Raw genomic sequence first — 19,168 nt, forward strand, 5'->3', positions numbered from 1 at the left:
CCCACCAGCCAGCCATTAACCACCAGTAAGACAGCAACTCACGGGAGGAGTATGACATGAGGAAAATATTCGTTTTGGGGGCTCTTGCGGCGATGCTCGCCGCAGGTACAGCGCTTGCCGACACCAGCGGCAAGAAAATCGCCTTCTCCAACAATTACGCCGGCAATTCCTGGCGGCAGGCGATGCTGGACAGCTACGCCATCGTTACCAAGAAGGCGGTTGCCGACAAGGTGGTCGGCGCCGCGGACGTCTTCACGACGGCCGACAAGGAAGTGCCGACGCAAGCAGCCCAGGTGCAGAACCTGATCCTGCAGGGCTATGACGCGATCGTCATCAACGCGGCGTCTCCGGATGCGCTCAACGGCGCCATCAAGCAGGCCTGCGACGCCGGCATCGTCGTCGTCTCCTTCGACGGCATCGTCACCGAACCCTGCGCCTACCGCGTCGTTGTCGACTTCAAGGACATGGGCAAGCAGGAAGTCGAGCAGATGGCCAAGTTCCAGCCCAAGGGCGGCAACCTGCTGGAAATCCGCGGCCTCGCCGGCACCTCGATCGACGATGCCATCCATGCCGGCATCCTCGAAGGCGTCGCTGCCCATCCCGAGTTCAAGATCGTCGGCTCGGTGACCGGCGACTGGGACCAGACCACGGCACAGAAAGCCGTAGCGACGATCCTGCCTTCGCTGCCGGATGTTGTCGGGGTCGTCGACCAGGGCGGTGACGGCTACGGCGCGGCGCAGGCTTTCGCCGCCGCCGGCAAGCCACGCCCGACCATCATCATGGGCAATCGCCAGGACGAGTTGCAGTGGTGGAAGGAGCAGAAGGAAAAGGACGGTTACCAGACCTGGTCGGCATCGATCGCACCGGGCGTATCGACGCTTGCCTTCTGGGTGGCGCAGCAGGTGCTCGACGGCCGCACCGACGTGCCGCACGACCTGCTGGTGCCCTATCTTGCCTTCACCCAGGACGATTTCGAGGCCGCGCTGCCGAAGATTCCGAAGGGCGGCGTCGCCAGCCACGAATACACGCAGGAAGACGCCATCGCGGCGATCAAGGCCAACATCAAGTGAGCATGGCACTATTGTTGCCGCCACGGATAAACGGGTATCGTTGAGGGATGCCCGAGGCCAATGCAGACATCATCATGCCGGACGGCGCCGAAAAGCTTTTCGGCGCCGTCAGTTTGGACATCATAAGACTGGACGGAGCCGAAAAACATTTCGGCGCCGTCAGGGCGCTCGCCGGTGTCGATTTCAGCGTTTGTGCCGGAGAATGCGTCGGTCTCGTCGGCCATAACGGCGCCGGAAAATCGACGCTCATGCATATGGTGGCGGGCACGCTTGCCCCCGACAGCGGGCAGATCGCAGTCCGCGGCGGTGTCGAGGCAAGTTATTCGGTGCCGCGCGCGCAGCAGCTCGGCATACGCTGTGTGTTCCAGGAGCTGTCGCTCTGCCCGAACCTCAGCGTCGCCGAGAACACGCGGATCAACCACGCGTCGCTGCATGGCTTCGGCTGGCGGCGCAAGGCGGCCGATCTGATCGCCGCCAAGCTCGACGAGATCTTCCCCGGCCACAGCATCTCGGCATCCGACATCGTCGGTGATCTTTCCATCACCAGCCGGCAGATGGTGGAGGTGGCGCGCGCCTTCACGGTCACGCAGGAGCCGCTCGAGCTGGTTATCCTCGACGAGCCGACATCCTCGCTCGACGCGCATACCGCCGGCCAGCTGCTGGCGTTCGTGCGCCGCTTCATCGCCGCCGGCAAGAGCTGCATCCTGATCTCGCATGTGTTGGGCGAAGTGCTCGGAAATGCCGACCGCATCGTGGTGATGCGCGACGGCAAGGTGGTCGCCGCCGGGCAGGCCGACGCCTTCGACCGCGACAGGCTGGTGACGGCGATGGGCGGAGCGGAGGCGCGCGAGAAGACCGCCGCAGAGATTGCGAGCGGCAAGCCGGAGCCCGGCCCGCTGCGGGTCCGGGCGCGTCCGGCGCGACAGCAGGACGGCAACGAGCTTGTCGCCCGTGCAGGTGAAATCATCGGCCTTGCCGGGCTTGCCGGGCATGGGCAGACGGACCTTTTGCTGGCGATCTTTGCCGCGGCTTCCCGTGCCAAGACCGGCATCGAGGTCACCGCGCCGGTGGCGCTGGTTGCCGGCGACCGCCAGTCGGACGGGATTTTTCCGCAATGGTCGATTGCCGAGAACATTGGCATCCGTTCGCTGGCGCGATTGCGCAACGGCCTCTTGATCTCGCCGCAGCGCGAAGCCGAGCTCGCCGAGTTGTGGCAGCGGAAAATCGGCATCCGTACGCCCGACATGAACAACAACATCTTCTCGCTGTCCGGCGGCAACCAGCAGAAGGCGCTGTTCGCGCGGGCGCTCGGCTCCGACGCCAAGATCGTGCTGATGGACGATCCGATGCGCGGCGTCGACATCGGCACCAAGCTCGAAGTCTACGACCTGGTGCGCGAGGAGGCTCGCCATGGCCGCACTTTCCTCTGGTACACCACCGAAACCGAAGAGCTCGACAATTGCGACCACATCTATGTGTTCAAGAACGGCCGGATCGTCGCCAACCTTCGTCGCGACGAACTGACGGAGGAAAAGATCATCCAGTCGTCGTTCGGCGATGCGGCCTGAGATGACAGCGGTATCCGTCGAGAATGGGCTAAAATCTTCGGCTCGCGCCACCAGGCGGGCGCGCATGCTGCGCAGCCTGCTGCCGGCACTGTCGCTGGCGCTGGTGCTCATCGCCATCGCCTGGCTCAACCCGCGCGCCATCAGCTATTTCGGTTTCAGCCTGATGCTCAATCTGGCGATCCCGATCGCTCTGGCGACGATCGCGCAGATGTTCGTCATCGCCGGCAACGAGCTCGATCTGTCGATTGGCACCTTTGTCGGCTTCGTCGGCTGCGTGACGGCGACATGGCTGAAGGACGCGCCGCTGCTCGGCGTCGTGATCCTGCTCGGGTCGATCGGCGTCTACGCGCTGCTCGGCGCGCTGATCCATCTGCGCAACCTGCCCTCTATCGTGGTGACGCTCGGCATGAGTTTTGTCTGGCAGGGCATGGCCATCCTCATCCTGCCCAAGCCCGGCGGCAAGGCGCCGGACTGGCTGCTGGCGCTGATGGCCTTCAAGCCACCCTTCATTCCGTTCCCGATCATCGCGGCATTGCTGATCGCAGCCGTCGTCCACTTTGGCCTGATGCGCACCTCCTACGGCGTCATCCTGCGTGGATCGGGCGGCAATTCAGCCGCACTCAAGCGCGCCGGCTGGTCGCTGCTGCGCACCAAGATCGCGCTGTTTGCGCTGACCGGCCTGTTCGGCGTTTTGTCCGGCATGGCGCTGATCGGCATCACCACCTCGGCCGATGCCAATATCGGCAATGGCTATACGCTGCTTTCGATCGCCGGCGTCATCCTCGGCGGCGGTGAGTTCGTCGGCGGCCGGGTGTCGCCGATCGGCGCCGTCATCGGCGCGCTGACGCTGGCGCTGGCGGCATCGCCCCTCTTGACGTTCATGCACATTCCGCCCGACTGGCAGGTCGCCGCCAATGGCGCCATCCTGATCATCGTGCTGGCGGCGCGGGTGCTGATCAGCCGCAGGGAGAGGTGAGCATGGCATCGCTGCGGACACTGCTTGCCAGACCCTGGATCTGGTCGTTCTTCGGGGCGCTGCTGGTGTGGCTGGCGACCATCGCCTTCACCGGCGGCTACGGCGGCGGCGGCATGATCACGGCGGCGCTGTCGCTCGCCGTCTTCACGGTCATCGTCGGCGTCGGGCAGATGTTCGTCATCACGCTCGGGCCGGGCAATGTCGACCTGTCGCTGCCGGCCAATATCGGCCTTGCCAGCGCCGTCGCCATGAAGGTCATGGACGGCAATGATGCGATGATCGCGGTCGGCCTGCTGGCAGCGCTTGCCTGCGGCATGGCGATCGGCGCCGTCAACTATCTGCTGATCTGGGCGCTGCGCATTCCGCCGATCATCGCGACGCTGTCGGCCAGCTTCGTCATCCAGTCGGTCGATATCAGCTATGGGCGGGGCCTGCAGATCAAGCCGCCGCCGGGCTTTGCCGATTTCACCAACTGGCAGGTCTTCGGCATCCCGGTGCTGGCGATCCTCACCGTGCTGTTCACCATCGGCGCCGGCATCGTTTTGCAGCGCATGATCTACGGCCGCTCGGTGCTGGCGATCGGCCAGAACATCCGCGCTGCCTGGCTGGCCGGCGTCAATGTCGGCCGCACCCGCTTCCTCACCTACACGCTGTCGGGCGCGCTCGGCGGCCTCGACGGCGCACTGCTCGCCGGCTATTTCCGCGGCGCCAATGTCGATATCGGCAATGAATATCTGCTGGCCTCAATCGCGGTCGTCGTCATCGGCGGCACGTCGGTGGCGGGCGGCAAGGCCAATGTGCCGGGGGTCTGGGGCGCGGCGCTGTTCCTGGTGCTGCTGTTGACCATGCTCAACACATTCGGCGTCAGCGTCGGCGTCCGCCTGGTGCTGACAGGGCTGATCATCGTCGGCGTCATCACCGCCGCCGGTGGGCAGAAGGCGCTGCGCTAAGGCAAGGCCACCCGGCGGCGAGGGGATATCGATCCGGCCCGCAAAACACGTGGTTCCCATCCGCATGCCAGCGCTGTAAATCCCGTCGCGCTATTGGCCAACATCATTGCGTGAGGTTTGCGTGTCCGATTTCGTCAGCACTACAAGGCACGGCAACGTCGCGGTGGTGAGCATCGACAATCCGCCGGTCAACGCGCTGAGCTTCCATGTGCGCGAGCCGCTGATGCAGGCGCTCGTTTCCCTGCGCGACGAGCCGTCGGTCCGAGCAATCGTGATAGCATGTGCCGGGCGGACCTTCGTCGCCGGCGCCGACATCACCGAATTCGGCAAGCCGGCGCGGCAACCGGACCTGGGCGCCCTAGTCGCCATGCTGGAAACCATCGCCAAGCCGACGGTCGCGGCCATTCACGGCACTGCGCTCGGCGGCGGCCTGGAACTGGCGCTCGGCTGCCATTTCCGTGTTGCCGACCGAACGGCAAGGCTCGGCCTGCCGGAAGTCAAGCTCGGCCTGCTGCCGGGCGGCGGCGGCACGGTTCGCCTGCCGCGCTTGGTTGGTCCGCTGAAGGCACTCAGCATGATCGTTTCGGGAACGCCGATCGGTGCGGCCGAGGCGCTCGCCGCCGGCCTGGTGGATGCCGTCTTCGATGGCGACCTGACCGCGCAAGCGGTGAATTTCGCCAACGAAACGGCCGCGAAAGGCGGTCCGTTCACGCCGGTGCGCGACCGCAATGATCGCCTCGACCAGGCCGACTTGCCGGCGTTCGACAAGGAAGCGGCAGTGCTTGCCGGCAAAGCACGCGGCCTCGAGGCGCCGATCGCCTGTGCGCAGTCGATCCGCAACGCCCTGACGCTGCCCTTCGACGAAGCGCTGGCGGCGGAGCGCGACCTGTTCGTCAAGCTTGTCGCCGGGGACCAATCACGCGCGCAGCGGCATTTGTTCTTCGCTGAACGTGAGGCGGCAAAGATTGCCGGCAAGGACGTCGTCAGGCGCAAGATCGCCCGGGTCGGCGTCATCGGCGCCGGCACGATGGGCGGCGGCATCGCCATGGCGTTCGCCAACGGCGGCGTCCCCGTGACCTTGCTGGAAGCGACACACGAGGCCTTGCAGCGCGGGCTGGCGACGATCAACAAGAATTATGCCGTTTCCGTCATCCGCGGCTCGCTGAGCGAAGACGCCAAGCGCCAACGGCTTGGGTTGTTCAAGGGTTCCACCGACTATGCCGATCTTGCCGATTGCGACCTGATCGTCGAGGCCGTGTTCGAGGAGATGGTGGTCAAGAAGGATGTCTTCGGCAGGCTCGATGCCGTGGCCAAACCGGGCGCGATCCTCGCCACCAACACCTCCTATCTCGACGTCAACGAAATCGCCGGTTCGACGTCGCGGCCGCAAGATCTCCTCGGCATGCATTTCTTTTCGCCGGCTAACGTCATGAAGCTTTTGGAAATCGTCCGCGCCGACAAGACTTCGCCCGACGTGCTGGCGACCATCGTCGATCTGGCACGGCGGATCGGCAAGGTGCCGGTCGTTGTCGGCGTCTGCCACGGCTTCGTCGGCAACCGCATGCTGGCGGCGCGCGGTGCGGAACTGGAGACGCTTCTGCTGGAAGGCGCAATGCCGCGCCAGGTCGACCAGGTGTTCACCGATTTCGGCTGGCCGATGGGGCCGTTCGAGATGAGCGATCTCGCCGGCCTCGACATAGGCTGGCGCAACCGCAAGGCGCGTGGCCAGACGGCCGTGATCGCCGATGCGTTGTGCGAACAGGGACATTTCGGCCAGAAGACCGGCAGCGGCTTCTATCGCTACGAAGGCGGTTCGCGCACGCCGCTGCCCGATCCCGATGTCGAGGCGCTGATCCGCAACAAGGCTGCCGAGCGCGATATTGCACCGCGCGCGATCGGCGCCGAGGAGATCATCGAGCGGACGCTCTATCCGATGATCAACGAGGGCGCCAAAATCCTCAAGGAAAAGATTGCCGCCCGCGCCTCCGATATCGACGTCGTCTGGGTCAACGGCTACGGCTTCCCGGTCGGCAAGGGCGGGCCGATGTTCTGGGCGAGCCTCGAAGGCGTGGACAAGATCATCCGGCGGCTGGATCACTGGCACCAGCAGACCGGCAAGGATGTCTTTCGAGTGGCACCCCGGCTCAGGCAGATGGCCGAAACCGGTTCCTGGGACGGCGCTGCCGGCTGAACTTGGGACTACCGAATCCGTGCGTCCATGATCTCGACAAAACGCGCGAACAGACCCGCCTGCGACTTTATCTTGAGCTTGCGGTAAATGTTGCGGCGATGAACTTTTACGGTTCCCGGCACGATGCGCATCGCCCTGGCAATCGATTCCGTGGAATGGCCCTGAAGCACCAGATCGACGACATGCTGTTCGCGCGGCGTGAGTGAAAGGCTCTTCCAGATGTGAGCACGTTCGAAGTCACTGACCGGAGCAATCGCCTCGTCTTGCTTCGTCCCAACCGGTCCGTCAGCCGGAAGGGTAGGCCAGCGCAGCCTGACGAGGCTGATCACCGCAGGCGCCATGTCGCGCAGCAACCTGGCATCGGCGGTTCCGAACGGCCCCGAAGCGCGCAATCGCATTAGCGAGACCACCAGCGCGTCCTTTCCCGGCAGCGGCACGAAAAAGCCGACCTCCTCCGCAAGCCTGGTCTGGCTGTAATAGGAGCGGTAATATTCGCTGGCATAGAAGCGATCCGGCGCCAATTCGCGCATGCGCCAAAAGCCTTCCTTGCGCTCGACTGCCGCATGGTGGAACGGATCGAGCAGATAAGGCCCTTCCTGATAGAGCGCGACGAAGACGTGGCTTTCGGCCGGCGAGAATGTCTCGAACAGCAGCGGCGGGCGTGAGGCGCCGCGATAGCCGAAGATCACGCAATGATCGAAACTGACATGCTGGCGGAGCCAGGCGACCATCGCCTTGCCGAAAAGCTCGCCGCTCGTCTCCCGCGTCGCTGCGATGAGCGCAGCGAGCCGGCTGTATTCATCGCTGCGTGAAACGCCCAATTCATACCCCTCCAGACGAGAAAATAGACGAAATATACCACCTGGGAGGTATATACTAGCCGCCATTGGCTCTGATAGCGTTTCGAGACCAACTAGCCGCTGGAGCCCGCAGCTTTGACCGCAGTGCCCGACATCGAGTTTCGCGGGGTCACCAAACGCTACGGCAGCGTGATCGCGGTCAGCGGCATCGATCTTGCCATCCCGCCGTCTGCCTTTGTCGCGTTGCTCGGGCCGTCCGGCTGCGGCAAGACAACCTGTTTGCGCATGATCGGCGGTTTCGAACAGCCAAGCGAAGGTGTGGTATTCATCCGTGGCCGCGACATGGCCGGCACGCCGCCCTATCGGCGGCCGGTCAACATGGTGTTCCAGCAATATGCGTTGTTTCCGCATCTGGATGTGGCGGACAACGTCGCCTATGGCCTACGCCAGGCGCGGCCGCGCCTGTCGTCGCGGGAGATCAGCCTGAAGGCAGGCGAGGCGCTCGCCATGGTTCGGCTCGCCGGCTATGGACGCCGCAAGATCCATGAGCTTTCCGGCGGCCAGCAGCAGCGTGTCGCCCTGGCGCGGGCGCTGGTCAACAAGCCGGCGGTGCTGCTGCTCGACGAGCCCCTGGCGGCGCTCGACAAGAAGCTGCGCACCGACATGCAGATAGAGCTGCAGAACCTGCAGCGCGAGATCGGCATCACCTTCGTCCTGGTCACCCACGATCAGGAAGAGGCACTGTCGATGAGCGATTTCGTCTGCGTCATGAATGGCGGGCGCATCGTCCAGCTTGGGCAGCCGAGCGAAATCTACGACGAACCCGCCGACCTCTTCGTCGCCGATTTCGTCGGCAAGACCAATCTCTTGAGCGGCAAGGTCGTCGGGCTCTCGGGCAAGCTCGTCGAGGTAGCGCTTGCCGACGGCACCGTCATCGCCGCGCGCAAGCGCACTTCGCTAGCCCAGGGCGAAGCCGTCTCGGTCAGCCTGCGTCCTGAATCCTTAAGTCTCGGCGCGCCCGGAAGCGGCCGGCTGAACGGGCTTGTCCGCAACCGGATCTTTCTCGGTTCCACCGCGGAATATGCAATCGAGGTCCAAGGCATCGGGACACTGCTCGCCAAGGCCGACCATCTGGTTGGCGGTGGAAATCTCTTCAAGCCGGGTGAACCCGTCGCCGTCGGCTTTACAGCCGGAACGCCGCTGGCGTTTCCGGAGAATAACGGGACCAACCAGAGGGAAAACAAAAATGTCGAAATCGTATCGTGACGGACTGCCGATAAGCCCTGAAAAATTCATCGACCAGTTGATGCGCCTCAAGCGCGGTTCCATCGGCCGCCGCGAGTTCCTTGGCCTCACCGGCCTAGGCATCGCAACGGCAGTAATGGCCCGCGAACTCGGCATCATGCCGTCGCCGGCCTTCGCCCAGGAGGGGCTTGGCGACCGCATGTCGATTGCCACCTGGCCCAATTATCACGACCCGGCGACGTTCGAGAATTTCAAGGCCGAAACCGGCGTTGCCGTCGAGGTGAACGTGTTCGGGTCAAACGAGGAGATGCTGGCCAAGCTGCAGGCCGGCGCCTCGGGCTGGAGCCTTTTCGTTCCGACCAACTACACGATCTCGACTTACAAGAAGCTTGGCATCATCGAAGCGCTGGATATGGCCAAGCTTGCCAATTATGACGGCTCGCAAGAAGACCCGCGCTTCACTGGGGAAGGCACCATCGACGGGGTGACCTACGCTGTGCCGAAGAATTGGGGCACCACCGGATTTGCCGTCAACACCAAGAAACTGACCAAGCCGATGACGAGCTGGAAGGAATTCTGGGACACGGCCATGGCGGAGGGTGACGGCCGGACCATGGTTCATGATTACCAACTGACCACGATCGGCAACGCGCTGAAATATTTCGGCTTCTCGTTCAACTCGCTGAAGCCGGACGAACTCGCCAAGGCGGAGGAATTGCTGCTGAAGGTCAAGCCGCATCTGTTCGCGGTCTCCAGCGACTACCAGCCGTCGATGCGTGCCGGCGACGCCTGGATGACGATGTGCTGGACCAATGACGGGGCGCAGCTCCACCGCGACATCCCCGAAATCGCCTACGTGCTTGGCAAGGAAGGCGGCGAGATCTGGACCGACTTCTACGCAATACCCAAGGATGCGCCGAACAAGCCTGCCGGCTATGCCTTGCTCAACTATTTGATGAACCCGAAAGTCGCGGTCAAGGAGCACCTGGCCAACGGTGCGCCTTCCACCGATGCGCGGGTCAATGCGCTGCTGCCCAAGGAGGTGCTGGACAATCCGATCCTCTATCCGGCGGCGGATCTGCTGAAGCCGCTCGAATTCGGTGCGGCTGCAACGCTAACCGATCCGGGCCGGGCCGAATTGATGGCACGCTTCAAGTCGGCTTGAACCGGGCAGGCCACAGGCTCGATGCAGGCAACTCACCCGGCGGGCAGATGTCCGCCGGCACCGGGGCGGCTTTTTCAATGCGCAGCAATGTCCTTCGTCACAATCTCCTGACCGCCCTGCTGCTCGGTCCAGCAACGGCGTGGCTGGTGGTGTTTTTAGTTTTGCCGTTCGTGGCGATCGCCGTTTTCAGCGTCGGCGAGCGGGCGCCGGAAGGCGGCTATCAGGCCGCTTTCACCTTGGCGCAGTATGCCAATCTTCCGGCGCGGGCGACTGCCTTCTGGAACACCATGGTGCTGGCGCCGGCGGGCGCACTGGCCTGTCTTCTCGTTGCCTATCCGGTCGCCTATTACCTCGCTTTGCGCGCGCCGGAACGGTGGCGGCTGATCCTGCTGGCGCTTGTCGTCATCCCGTTCTGGACCAGCCTGCTGATGCGAACCTATGCCTGGATGTATGTGCTTGGCGGGCGCGGCATCCCAGCTCTGCTGGCCTATGTCGGGCTGGAGGACGTGCGGCTGATCAACACGCCGGGAGCGGTTCTGCTCGGTATCGTCTATGGTTATCTGCCGCTGATGATCCTGCCGATCTATGTCAGCCTCGAGCGGCTCGACCGCCGGCTACTGGAGGCCTCCGCCGATCTCGGCGCGACGCCGATCTCGACATTCCTCGGCGTGACGCTGCGGCTGTCGCTGCCAGGTGTGATGACCGGCTTCTCGCTGGTCATGATCCTGCTGCTCGGCGAATATCTGATCCCGACGCTACTCGGCGGCGGCAAGGTCTTCTTCATCGGCAACGCGCTGGTCGATCTGTTCCTGCAATCGCGCAACTGGCCATTTGGATCGGCAATCGCCATCACACTTGTGGCGGTTTCAGTGGTCGTGCTGCTTGCCGCGAACCGCATTTCGACCCGGCTTTCGGGTGCCCGCCGGGTGGACCTGATCTGATGCGTGCCTTCGTCGTTGCGGTCTTTGCCTTTCTCTACCTGCCGATCGCGCTGGTGGTGCTGTTTTCGTTTAACGCCGGCCACCACGCCAGCGAGTTCACTGGCTTCTCGGTGCAATGGTACGGCAAGGCCCTGGCAAACCCGTTCCTGGTCGAAGCGCTGAAGAACAGCCTGTTCATCGCCACGACCAGCGCCTTGCTGGCGGCGCTGTGCGGCACGGCGGCCGCGCTTGGCCTGGCGCGTGTCGGCGCGCGGACGCGAGCCGTCTTCGATGCGCTTTTGGGTGCTGCGATCGTCGTTCCTGGCGTCGTCATCGGCATCTCGACGCTGGTCGCGCTGGTCCAGCTATTCGGGGTGGTCAACCCGTTTGTCGCTTCGCTGTGGCCGAACGACCAGCCACCGCGCCTGGCGCTCGGCTATGGCTCGATCATCGCCGCGCACGGGCTGTTTTCGATGGCGCTGGTGGCGATGATTGTCGGCACGCGCCTCGGCAGCCTCGACCGCAATCTGGTCGAGGCCTCGAGCGATCTTTACGCTACCCCGCTGACGACGTTCCGCAGCATCGTGTTGCCGCAGATCATGCCGGCGGTGATCGCCGGCTTCCTGCTCGCCTTCACATTCTCCTTCGACGATTTCATTGTCGCTTTCTTCGTCGCCGGCGCACAGACGACATTGCCGATCTATGTCTTCGCCTCGATCCGGCGCGGGGTCACGCCGGAGATCAATGCCATCGCGACGATCGTGCTCGTCGCCTCCGTTTTGCTCGTGGTGCTTGCCCAATGGCAACTGCGCCAACGAAAACCATCACACTGAAAGATAAAAAAACATGATTCTGAGAGATCGCATCGCCGTGGTGACGGGTGCCGGGTCGGGGATCGGGCGTGCCGGCGCCATGATGATGGCCAGGGAAGGCGCGCTCGTGGTGATCGCCGACAGGGACCAGGCGGCGGGGGAAGCAACCGCTTCCGACATTCGTGCGGCCGGCGGTCGGGCCGAGGCCGTCGCCACCGACGTCGGCGAGGATGCGGCGGTCGAGCAGCTCATTGCGGGAACGCTGGGCCGGCATCGGCGGATCGACATCCTGCACAATCATGCCGGGATCCAGGTCGGCGGCACGCTGACCGAAGTCGGCGCCGACGGCATGGATGCCTCCTGGCGGATCAATGTGCGGGCGCAGTTCCTCGCGGCCAGGCTGGTCATGCCGTCGATGATCGCGCAAGGCGGCGGGGTGATCCTGAATACCGCCTCGAATTCGGGTGTGTTCTACGACCGCGAAATGATCGCCTACGCAACGTCAAAACATGCAGTGGTGGCGATGACCCGGCAGATGTCGCTCGACTATGCCAAACACAATGTCCGCATCAACGCGCTGTGCCCCGGCTGGGTCGATACGCCCTTCAACGAGCCGTTCATCGCGCAGATGGGCGGGCGGGCGGCGATCGAGAACTATGTCCGCACCAAAATTCCCATGCAGCGCTGGGCCAGCGCGGAGGAAATCGCCGAAGCGATCCTGTTCCTCGTCTCCGACCGCTCGTCCTTCATGACCGGTCAGGCGCTGGTGATCGACGGTGGAGAAAGCATCGGCTGATCCGCCGCTCCCGGCGGGCGGCAGCTGAAATTCTCTTTGGCCTAACGGCCGGCGGCGAGATGTGCTTTCGTCTCAAGGAGAATGCGGTCAACATGGCTGGGTCGGGAGCAGAAATCATCAGCGCAAACGGGAAGGCTGCATAATGGCCGAGGCCTATATCTGCGACTACATCCGCACGCCGATCGGACGCTTCGGCGGTTCGTTGTCGGCGGTCCGTGCCGACGATCTCGGCGCGATACCTCTGAGGGCGTTGGTCGAGCGAAATTCGGGCATCGACTGGGCCGCCATCGACGATGTCGTCTATGGCTGCGCCAACCAGGCCGGCGAGGACAATCGTAATGTGGCGCGCATGGCGCTGCTGCTGGCCGGCCTGCCCAAGGAGGTTTCGGGCTCGACCGTCAACCGTCTCTGCGGTTCGGGCATGGATGCGGTGATGATTGCTGCCCGCGCCATCAAGGCCGGCGAGGCGGAGCTGATGATATCAGGCGGCGTCGAATCGATGAGCCGCGCTCCGTTCGTGCTGCCGAAGGCAGAGACCGCCTTTTCGCGCAATGCCGAGATTTACGACACCACGATCGGCTGGCGCTTCATCAATCCGCTGATGAAGAAGCAATACGGCGTCGATTCGATGCCGGAGACCGGCGAGAACGTGGCGGAAGAGTTCGCTGTCTCCCGCGCCGACCAGGACGCATTTGCCGTGCGCAGCCAGGACAAGGCTTTAGCCGCACAAGCCAATGGCCGGCTGGCAAAGGAAATCACGCCGGTGACGATCGCGCAGCGCAAGGGCGATCCGGTCGTTGTCGACAGAGATGAGCATCCCCGCGGGGGCACGTCGATCGAAGCGTTGGCCAAGTTGCCGACGCCGTTCCGGCAAGGCGGCACGGTTACGGCCGGCAATGCTTCGGGCGTCAATGACGGCGCCGCGGCGCTGATCGTCGCCTCGGAAGCAGCCGCGAAAAGATACGGGTTGACGCCGATCGCCCGTATTCTGGGCGGTGCCACCGCCGGCGTCGCTCCGCGCATCATGGGCATCGGTCCGGTGCCGGCCACGCAGAAGCTGTGTGCCCGGCTCGGCCTGGAGCCGCAACAGTTCGACGTCGTCGAGCTCAACGAGGCCTTCGCCTCGCAAGGCATCGCCGTGCTGCGCCAGCTCGGCATTGCCGAGGATGCGGAGCACGTCAACCCGAATGGCGGTGCCATCGCGCTCGGCCATCCGCTCGGCATGTCGGGTGCGCGCATATCAGGCACGGCGGCGCTGGAGCTGCGTGAACGCGGCGCCAGATACGCGCTCGCCACCATGTGCATCGGTGTCGGCCAGGGCATCGCCGTGGCGCTCGAACGCGTTTGATCTTTTGGCCGCCCTGGGGCAGAGCCCTGGCGCCGCCTATCTCGTTTGCCCGATATGCGAAAGACGCTCTGGTCAATGGGCGATCCTTGCGAAATGATGGACACCGTTGCGCCTAGGCCGGGAAAGTGTGGCCCTTGCAAGAAAGCTGTTTGAATTGAGCGATCCTCAACCCATTACCAACGATACAATCCTCATAATTCTGCATTATGTTCTCGTCGAAATTCGAGGGACTGACAAACCGGAAAAGGCACGGATGCTCGCGGACGCCTTTCACAACGCGCCGAGCTTGATCGCAAATGGCCATGAACCGCAAAAAACGTGGGAAAGCATTCTTTCAACCGCGCGAAGGCTTGAAATAGAGCCTTACGTCCTTCGGCTATTGCGGCACGTTCAATCGCGTCAAATTTCAAACTGAGACATTACCCGAAATTTGACCATGTGGACAAAGGTCCGGCGTCGTTCCATAGTTCCCTGTCTTTATATTTTCCGAACAGCCGGCTCGACATGGCTGTCGAACAGAGGGGCATGCAATGGACAACAAAAAGAGCAGAATCCAATCGAAACGCGAAGGGCTTTCGCGCCGCAACGTGCTGGAGTTGGGCGCGCTCGGCCTGGCGGCGGCGATGCTGCCGGGCAGCGCCTTTGCCAAGACCAAGAAGCTGAAAGTGGCGGCGATCTTCGCCACGCCGATCGAGGAGCCGTGGGACAACCAGATCCACGTTGCCCTGCAGAAGGCCGAGAAGGAACTCGGCATCGAATACAAATGGTCGGAGAAGGTGCAGACGGCCGATTTCAGCCGCGTCATGCGCGAATATGCGCAGGGCGGCTATGAGCTGGTGCTGGGCGATGCCTTCGCCGCCGAGCGCGAATCGCGCAGGACCGCCAAGCAGTTCCCGAAGACCGCCTTCCTGTTCGGCTCCGGCGCCGGGCCGGCCGAGCCGAATTTCGGCGTCTTCGACAACTGGATTCACGAGCCGGCCTATCTGTCCGGCATGATCGCCGGAAAGATGTCGAAGTCAGGCACGGTCGGCGCCGTCGCGGCGATGGGCATTCCGGAAGTGAACCGGCTGGTCAACGCTTTCTTTGCCGGCGCCAGGGAGGTCAATCCCGACATCAAGAAGAAGGTCGCCTTCATCGGCTCGTTCTTCGATCCGCCAAAAGCAAAGGAAGCGGCCGTCGCCCAGATCGATGCCGGCGTCGACGTCATCTATGCCGAGCGCTTCGGCGTCATCGAAGCGGCGGCGGAGAAGAAGATCCTCGCCATCTCCAACATGTCGGACCAGTCGAGCCTCGGCCCCGACACGGTGATCACCGGGCCGGTCTGGGACATGTATCCGACCGTCGAGCAGGCGATCAAGCTGGTCAAGGCCGGCGTCTTCACCGCGCAGGATTACGGCGATTTCTCGCGCATGGCCAAGGGCGGCTCCTACCTCGCGCCCTACCACAAGTTCGACAAGACGCTGCCGGCCGAGGTCAAGGAACTGGTCGAGAAGAAGAAGGCAGAGATCCTCGACGGCAATTTCCGCGTCGACGTCGATGAGAATACGCCGGTCTCGGATTAGGGCTCTGTCTTTTGGGGTTGGTGCTTGTCGCACCCCCCTCTGGCCAGCCGGCCATCTCCCCCTCAAGGGGGGAGATTAGCAGCTTCGCCGACAGCACCTCGTCTTCAGCGCTGACGATTTGCGAAAGCCGAAGTGACATCCGATCTCCCCCCTTGAGGGGGAGATGGCCGGCAGGCCAGAGGGGGGTGCAGCGCATTCCCGTCGATCAAAGCTGAATCGTAAGCCAATTCCGATCGGGAGCACCCTTGTCAACGCCTGCCCCTCTCATCGAAATGCGCGGCATCTCCAAGAGCTTTGGCGCCGTCAAGGCGAACGAGGCCGTCGATCTCAGCGTCGCGCCGGGTGAAATCCTCGGGCTGCTCGGCGAAAACGGCGCCGGCAAGACGACGCTGATGAATGTGCTGTTCGGCGCCTATGCGCCCGATGCCGGCGAGATCCTGGTGCAGGGCCGGTCGGTGGCGATCAACAGTTCGGCCGATGCGCTGGCCGCCGGCATCGGCATGGTGCACCAGCATTTTCATCTCGCACCGCGGCTTTCGGTGCTGGAGAACCTCTTGATCGGCATTCCCGGCAGATCGGGCCGGATCGACCGCGCCGGCGGGCTGGCGCGGCTCGCCGAGATCGGCCGCCAGCACGGGCTGACGCTCGACCCGGACCTCCCCGTCTCGGCGCTGTCGGTCGGCGAGCAACAGCGGCTCGAAATCGTCAAGGCGCTGTTTCGCGGCGCAAGGCTGCTGATCCTCGACGAGCCGACGGCGGTGTTGGCACCAACCGAGGTCGACGGGCTGTTTTCGGCGCTGCGCTCGATGGCGGCACAAGGGCTCGGCATCATCTTCATCTCGCATAAGCTCAACGAGGTGCGAGCGCTGACGCATCGCTGCGTCGTGCTCCGGCATGGGCGCGTTGCCGGCCGCGTCGATGCGCCGGCCAGCACCACCTCCTCGGAGATGGCGCGGCTGATGTGCGGCCACGAGATCGTGCCGCCGGCCAGAGGACCGTCGATGCCCGGTGCGGCCGTGCTGACCCTCGACGGTATCTCGACATCTCATCATTCCGGCATGGCGCTGCGCGATGTTTCGCTGTCGGTTCGTGGCGGCGAGATCCTTGGCATCGCCGGCGTCTCCGGCAATGGCCAGCGCGCGCTTGCCGAGGTCATCTCCGGCGTGCGTGCGCCCGATGCCGGGAAGATGACCATAGCCGGCAAAACGGTTTCGCGGTTCTCGCCGAGCACAGTGCAGGCGCTCGGCCTCGGCCGCATCCCGGAAGACCGCATGACGACCGGGCTGGTCACCAATCTGCCGCTTGCCGATTCGATGGTGCTGCCGCGCATCGGCACGGCGGCGTTCAGCCGCAACGGCCTGATCAAGCCGGATGCGATCCGCGCCTTCGCCGAGGCGCAGATCAAGGCCTACGATATACGTTGCCCCGGGCCAATGACGCGCGCCGGGGCGCTTTCCGGCGGCAACCTGCAAAAGGCGCTTCTGGCGCGCGAACTCGCTTTCGATCCAAAGGTGCTGATCGTTTCGCAGCCGACTCGCGGCCTCGACATCGGCGCCGCGCGCTTCATCCACGAAAAATTCCTCGACATGCGCGCCAAGGGCTGCAGCATCATCGTCATCGGCGAGGATCTGGAAGAGTTGCTGATGCTCTCGGATCGTATCGCGGTGATGTATGAGGGCCGCATCGTCGGCACGCTGGACAGCGCCGACGCCAGCATCGCCAGACTCGGGTTGATGATGACCGGAGCGGAGGGCCATGCCTGATGTTCCGTCTCGAGGCCCGCACCTCAACGCCCGCCTGGTTCAATCTGGCGCTGCCGCTGCTCGCAATCGGCGCGACGCTGATCCTGTGCAGCGGCCTCATCGCACTGGCTGGCGCCGGCGTCGTCGAGGCTTATGGCGTTATGTTTTCGGCGTCTTTGGGCGACAGCTACGCCATCACCGAAACGCTGGTGCGTGCCGCGCCGATGATCTTCACCGGACTGGCCGTGGCGGTCGCCTTCCGCGCCAAATTCTGGAACATCGGCGCCGAAGGGCAATTGCTGGCTGGTGCGGTGGCGAGCTGTGCCGTCGGTGCAATCCCGATGCCGGGGCCGCTCGCCATGCTGCTGATGGCGCTGGCGGGCGCTGCCGCTGGCGCGGCCGTCGCCCTGATCCCCGCCACACTGCGGGTAAAATTCAGGGTCGATGACGTGGTCAGCTCACTGCTGCTCAACTCGGTCTTTTTCTATGCACTGATGGCGCTGATCGAGGGGCCATGGAAGGACAGTTTCAGCGGCTACCCGATCTCGCCGCCGATCGAGGATACGGCCAATTTTCCGGTGCTGCTCGAAGGCACGCGGCTGCATCTCGGGGTCGTCGCGGCGCTGGTCGCCGCACCGGTCATCTGGTTCGTGGTCGCGCGTACGACGCTCGGCTTCCGCATCAGGGTCACCGGCGAAAACCCCGAGGCGGCGCGCTATGGCGGCATCAATGTCGAGCGGGTGCTGATTTCGACGGCGCTGCTGTCTGGCGCATTGGCCGGCCTTGCGGGCGTCGGCGAGGTCGGCGGCGTGCATTTCCAGGTGATGAGCGACATCTCGCCGGGCTATGGCTATTCCGGCATCGTCGTCGCCATGCTGGCGAGGCTCAATCCGCTCGGCGTCGTGCCGGCGGCGATCTTCCTTGCCGCGGTGATGACCGGCGCCGAGGCGATGTCGCGGGCGACCGGCGTTCCGGCCTTCCTCAGCGATGTCATCCAGGGAACTGCGCTGCTCGCCATGCTGGCGGCGCTGCTGTTCACCGCCTATCGCATTCGCCGCGTCGGAGCCACCAAATGAGCGTGGTACTGGAGCAGATATTCCAGGTCGGCTTCCTGGCCGCGATCATCCGCATCGCCACGCCCCTGGCCTTTGCGACGCTGGGCGAAATGTTCTCCGAGCGCGCCGGTGTGCTCAATCTCGGCATCGAAGGCATCATGCTTTTGTCGGCCATGACCGGCTTCACCGCGGCGAGCCTCAGCGGCAGCCTTTGGCTTGGCGTGCTCGCGGCGGTGCTGACCGGGGCGCTGATGGGCGCCGTGCACGCGCTGTTCACTGTAGCGCTCGGCCTCAGCCAGCATGTCTGCGGCATCGGCGTGACGCTGTTCTCGTCGGGCCTTGCCTATTTCCTCTACCGGCTGATCTTCGGACAGCAATCGGTGCCACCGAACATCAAGGGGTTCGAGACGCTGCCGATCCCGATCCTATCCGACATACCGGTGCTTGGGCCGGCGGTGTTCAACCAGTTTTCGCTGGTCTACATGGCGATGCTGGCCATACCGCTGGCCGCCTTCGTGCTCTACCGCACGCCTTGGGGCCTAGCGGTGCGCATGGTCGGCGAAAACCCGCGTGCCGCCGATTCTGCCGGCGTCAGCGTCATTGCAACACGCTTCCAGGCGGTGATCCTCGGCGGTGCCTTGATGGGGTTGGCCGGTGCCTTCCTGTCGATGGCGCAATTCAACGCCTTCACCTTCGGCGTGGTTTCGGGGCGTGGCTGGGTGGCAATCGCGCTCGTCGTTTTCGGCCGCTGGGATCCGTGGCGATCGGCAGGTGCTGCATTGCTGTTTGCCTTCGTCGACGCCTTGCAGTTGCGCATGCAGGCGAGCGGGCTTGGCCATATCCCCTACGAGGCGTTCCTGATGCTGCCGTTCATCTTCACCATCGTCGCTATGGCGGTGATGTCGCGCAATGCGGTGGCCCCGTCGGCGCTGCTCAAGCCGTTCCGGCGCGAAGAGCGGTAGCGGCGC

At 64.0% G+C, this 19,168-nt stretch carries 16 protein-coding genes; 15 read left to right on the plus strand and 1 reads right to left on the minus strand.

What is annotated here, in order from left to right; all coding sequences use genetic code 11:
• The first annotated feature begins 56 nt into the window (after positions 1 to 56).
• From NKI16_RS26100 to NKI16_RS26120, 5 genes are all read left to right on the plus strand, one after another.
• Positions 57 to 1,070 (plus strand): ABC transporter substrate-binding protein, encoded by a 1,014-nt coding sequence (locus tag NKI16_RS26100; RefSeq protein ID WP_352574532.1) that lies wholly within the window; start codon positions 57 to 59, stop codon positions 1,068 to 1,070.
• Between the two features lie 74 nt (positions 1,071 to 1,144).
• Entirely contained in the window at positions 1,145 to 2,638 is a 1,494-nt protein-coding gene (locus NKI16_RS26105; protein WP_352574915.1) for a sugar ABC transporter ATP-binding protein, read from the plus strand.
• A gap of 1 nt (position 2,639) precedes the next feature.
• Positions 2,640 to 3,614: an ABC transporter permease gene (locus tag NKI16_RS26110; protein WP_023678190.1), complete on the plus strand. Its 975-nt coding sequence runs from the start codon at positions 2,640 to 2,642 to the stop codon at positions 3,612 to 3,614.
• Positions 3,615 to 3,616: 2 nt separating this feature from the next.
• Positions 3,617 to 4,564: an ABC transporter permease gene (locus tag NKI16_RS26115; protein WP_023678189.1), complete on the plus strand. Its 948-nt coding sequence runs from the start codon at positions 3,617 to 3,619 to the stop codon at positions 4,562 to 4,564.
• Positions 4,565 to 4,685: 121 nt separating this feature from the next.
• Positions 4,686 to 6,755, plus strand: coding sequence for a 3-hydroxyacyl-CoA dehydrogenase NAD-binding domain-containing protein (locus NKI16_RS26120; RefSeq protein ID WP_352782337.1), 2,070 nt, complete (start codon positions 4,686 to 4,688; stop codon positions 6,753 to 6,755).
• 8 nt (positions 6,756 to 6,763) lie between these two features.
• Here NKI16_RS26120 and NKI16_RS26125 read toward each other — a convergent pair whose 3' ends face one another.
• Positions 6,764 to 7,576, minus strand: coding sequence for a helix-turn-helix domain-containing protein (locus tag NKI16_RS26125; protein WP_023678188.1), 813 nt, complete (start codon positions 7,574 to 7,576; stop codon positions 6,764 to 6,766).
• A gap of 114 nt (positions 7,577 to 7,690) precedes the next feature.
• Between NKI16_RS26125 and NKI16_RS26130 the strand changes: the two genes are divergently transcribed.
• The 10 genes from NKI16_RS26130 to NKI16_RS26175 all read left to right on the plus strand — a co-directional run bounded on the left by NKI16_RS26130 (position 7,691) and on the right by NKI16_RS26175 (position 19,162).
• Complete coding sequence (locus tag NKI16_RS26130; protein WP_023678187.1) at positions 7,691 to 8,821, plus strand: ABC transporter ATP-binding protein; 1,131 nt, start codon at positions 7,691 to 7,693, stop codon at positions 8,819 to 8,821.
• The gene (locus NKI16_RS26135) at positions 8,802 to 9,965 is read left to right on the plus strand and encodes an ABC transporter substrate-binding protein (RefSeq protein WP_023678186.1); all 1,164 of its coding nucleotides are present in this window, start codon (positions 8,802 to 8,804) and stop codon (positions 9,963 to 9,965) included. The genes NKI16_RS26130 and NKI16_RS26135 overlap by 20 nt, the downstream gene beginning before the upstream one ends.
• A gap of 77 nt (positions 9,966 to 10,042) precedes the next feature.
• Positions 10,043 to 10,906, plus strand: coding sequence for an ABC transporter permease (locus NKI16_RS26140; RefSeq protein ID WP_023678185.1), 864 nt, complete (start codon positions 10,043 to 10,045; stop codon positions 10,904 to 10,906).
• Positions 10,906 to 11,718: an ABC transporter permease gene (locus tag NKI16_RS26145; protein WP_292657203.1), complete on the plus strand. Its 813-nt coding sequence runs from the start codon at positions 10,906 to 10,908 to the stop codon at positions 11,716 to 11,718. Before NKI16_RS26140 ends, NKI16_RS26145 begins: the two co-directional genes overlap by 1 nt.
• 13 nt (positions 11,719 to 11,731) lie before the next feature.
• Entirely contained in the window at positions 11,732 to 12,493 is a 762-nt protein-coding gene (locus tag NKI16_RS26150; RefSeq protein ID WP_023678183.1) for an SDR family NAD(P)-dependent oxidoreductase, read from the plus strand.
• 142 nt (positions 12,494 to 12,635) lie between these two features.
• Positions 12,636 to 13,841 (plus strand): 3-oxoadipyl-CoA thiolase, encoded by a 1,206-nt coding sequence (pcaF, locus tag NKI16_RS26155; protein WP_352623018.1) that lies wholly within the window; start codon positions 12,636 to 12,638, stop codon positions 13,839 to 13,841.
• A gap of 530 nt (positions 13,842 to 14,371) precedes the next feature.
• A complete protein-coding gene (locus tag NKI16_RS26160) occupies positions 14,372 to 15,403 on the plus strand; it encodes a BMP family protein (protein ID WP_023678180.1) in 1,032 nt (343 codons plus the stop codon).
• Between the two features lie 272 nt (positions 15,404 to 15,675).
• On the plus strand, positions 15,676 to 17,166 hold the full coding sequence (locus NKI16_RS26165; RefSeq protein WP_051406163.1) for an ABC transporter ATP-binding protein: 1,491 nt from the start codon (positions 15,676 to 15,678) through the stop codon (positions 17,164 to 17,166).
• Positions 17,166 to 18,221, plus strand: a complete 1,056-nt coding sequence (locus NKI16_RS26170; protein WP_023678178.1) for an ABC transporter permease — start codon at positions 17,166 to 17,168, stop codon at positions 18,219 to 18,221. Before NKI16_RS26165 ends, NKI16_RS26170 begins: the two co-directional genes overlap by 1 nt.
• Positions 18,218 to 19,162, plus strand: coding sequence for an ABC transporter permease (locus tag NKI16_RS26175; RefSeq protein ID WP_023678177.1), 945 nt, complete (start codon positions 18,218 to 18,220; stop codon positions 19,160 to 19,162). The genes NKI16_RS26170 and NKI16_RS26175 overlap by 4 nt, the downstream gene beginning before the upstream one ends.
• The last annotated feature ends 6 nt before the right edge of the window (positions 19,163 to 19,168 follow it).

This window comes from Mesorhizobium sp. M0698 (genome assembly GCF_040320455.1).
Lineage (GTDB): Bacteria > Pseudomonadota > Alphaproteobacteria > Rhizobiales > Rhizobiaceae > Mesorhizobium.

Coding starts and splice junctions, on each gene's coding strand:
- NKI16_RS26175 (WP_023678177.1), top strand. CDS start 18,218: ATGAGCGTGGTACTGGAGCAGATATTCCAGGTCGGCTTCCTGGCCGCG.
- NKI16_RS26105 (WP_352574915.1), top strand. CDS start 1,145: ATGCCGGACGGCGCCGAAAAGCTTTTCGGCGCCGTCAGTTTGGACATC.
- NKI16_RS26110 (WP_023678190.1), top strand. CDS start 2,640: ATGACAGCGGTATCCGTCGAGAATGGGCTAAAATCTTCGGCTCGCGCC.
- NKI16_RS26160 (WP_023678180.1), top strand. CDS start 14,372: ATGGACAACAAAAAGAGCAGAATCCAATCGAAACGCGAAGGGCTTTCG.
- NKI16_RS26100 (WP_352574532.1), top strand. CDS start 57: ATGAGGAAAATATTCGTTTTGGGGGCTCTTGCGGCGATGCTCGCCGCA.
- NKI16_RS26140 (WP_023678185.1), top strand. CDS start 10,043: ATGCGCAGCAATGTCCTTCGTCACAATCTCCTGACCGCCCTGCTGCTC.
- NKI16_RS26165 (WP_051406163.1), top strand. CDS start 15,676: ATGCGCGGCATCTCCAAGAGCTTTGGCGCCGTCAAGGCGAACGAGGCC.
- NKI16_RS26150 (WP_023678183.1), top strand. CDS start 11,732: ATGATTCTGAGAGATCGCATCGCCGTGGTGACGGGTGCCGGGTCGGGG.
- NKI16_RS26135 (WP_023678186.1), top strand. CDS start 8,802: ATGTCGAAATCGTATCGTGACGGACTGCCGATAAGCCCTGAAAAATTC.
- NKI16_RS26145 (WP_292657203.1), top strand. CDS start 10,906: ATGCGTGCCTTCGTCGTTGCGGTCTTTGCCTTTCTCTACCTGCCGATC.
- NKI16_RS26115 (WP_023678189.1), top strand. CDS start 3,617: ATGGCATCGCTGCGGACACTGCTTGCCAGACCCTGGATCTGGTCGTTC.
- pcaF (WP_352623018.1), top strand. CDS start 12,636: ATGGCCGAGGCCTATATCTGCGACTACATCCGCACGCCGATCGGACGC.
- NKI16_RS26170 (WP_023678178.1), top strand. CDS start 17,166: ATGTTCCGTCTCGAGGCCCGCACCTCAACGCCCGCCTGGTTCAATCTG.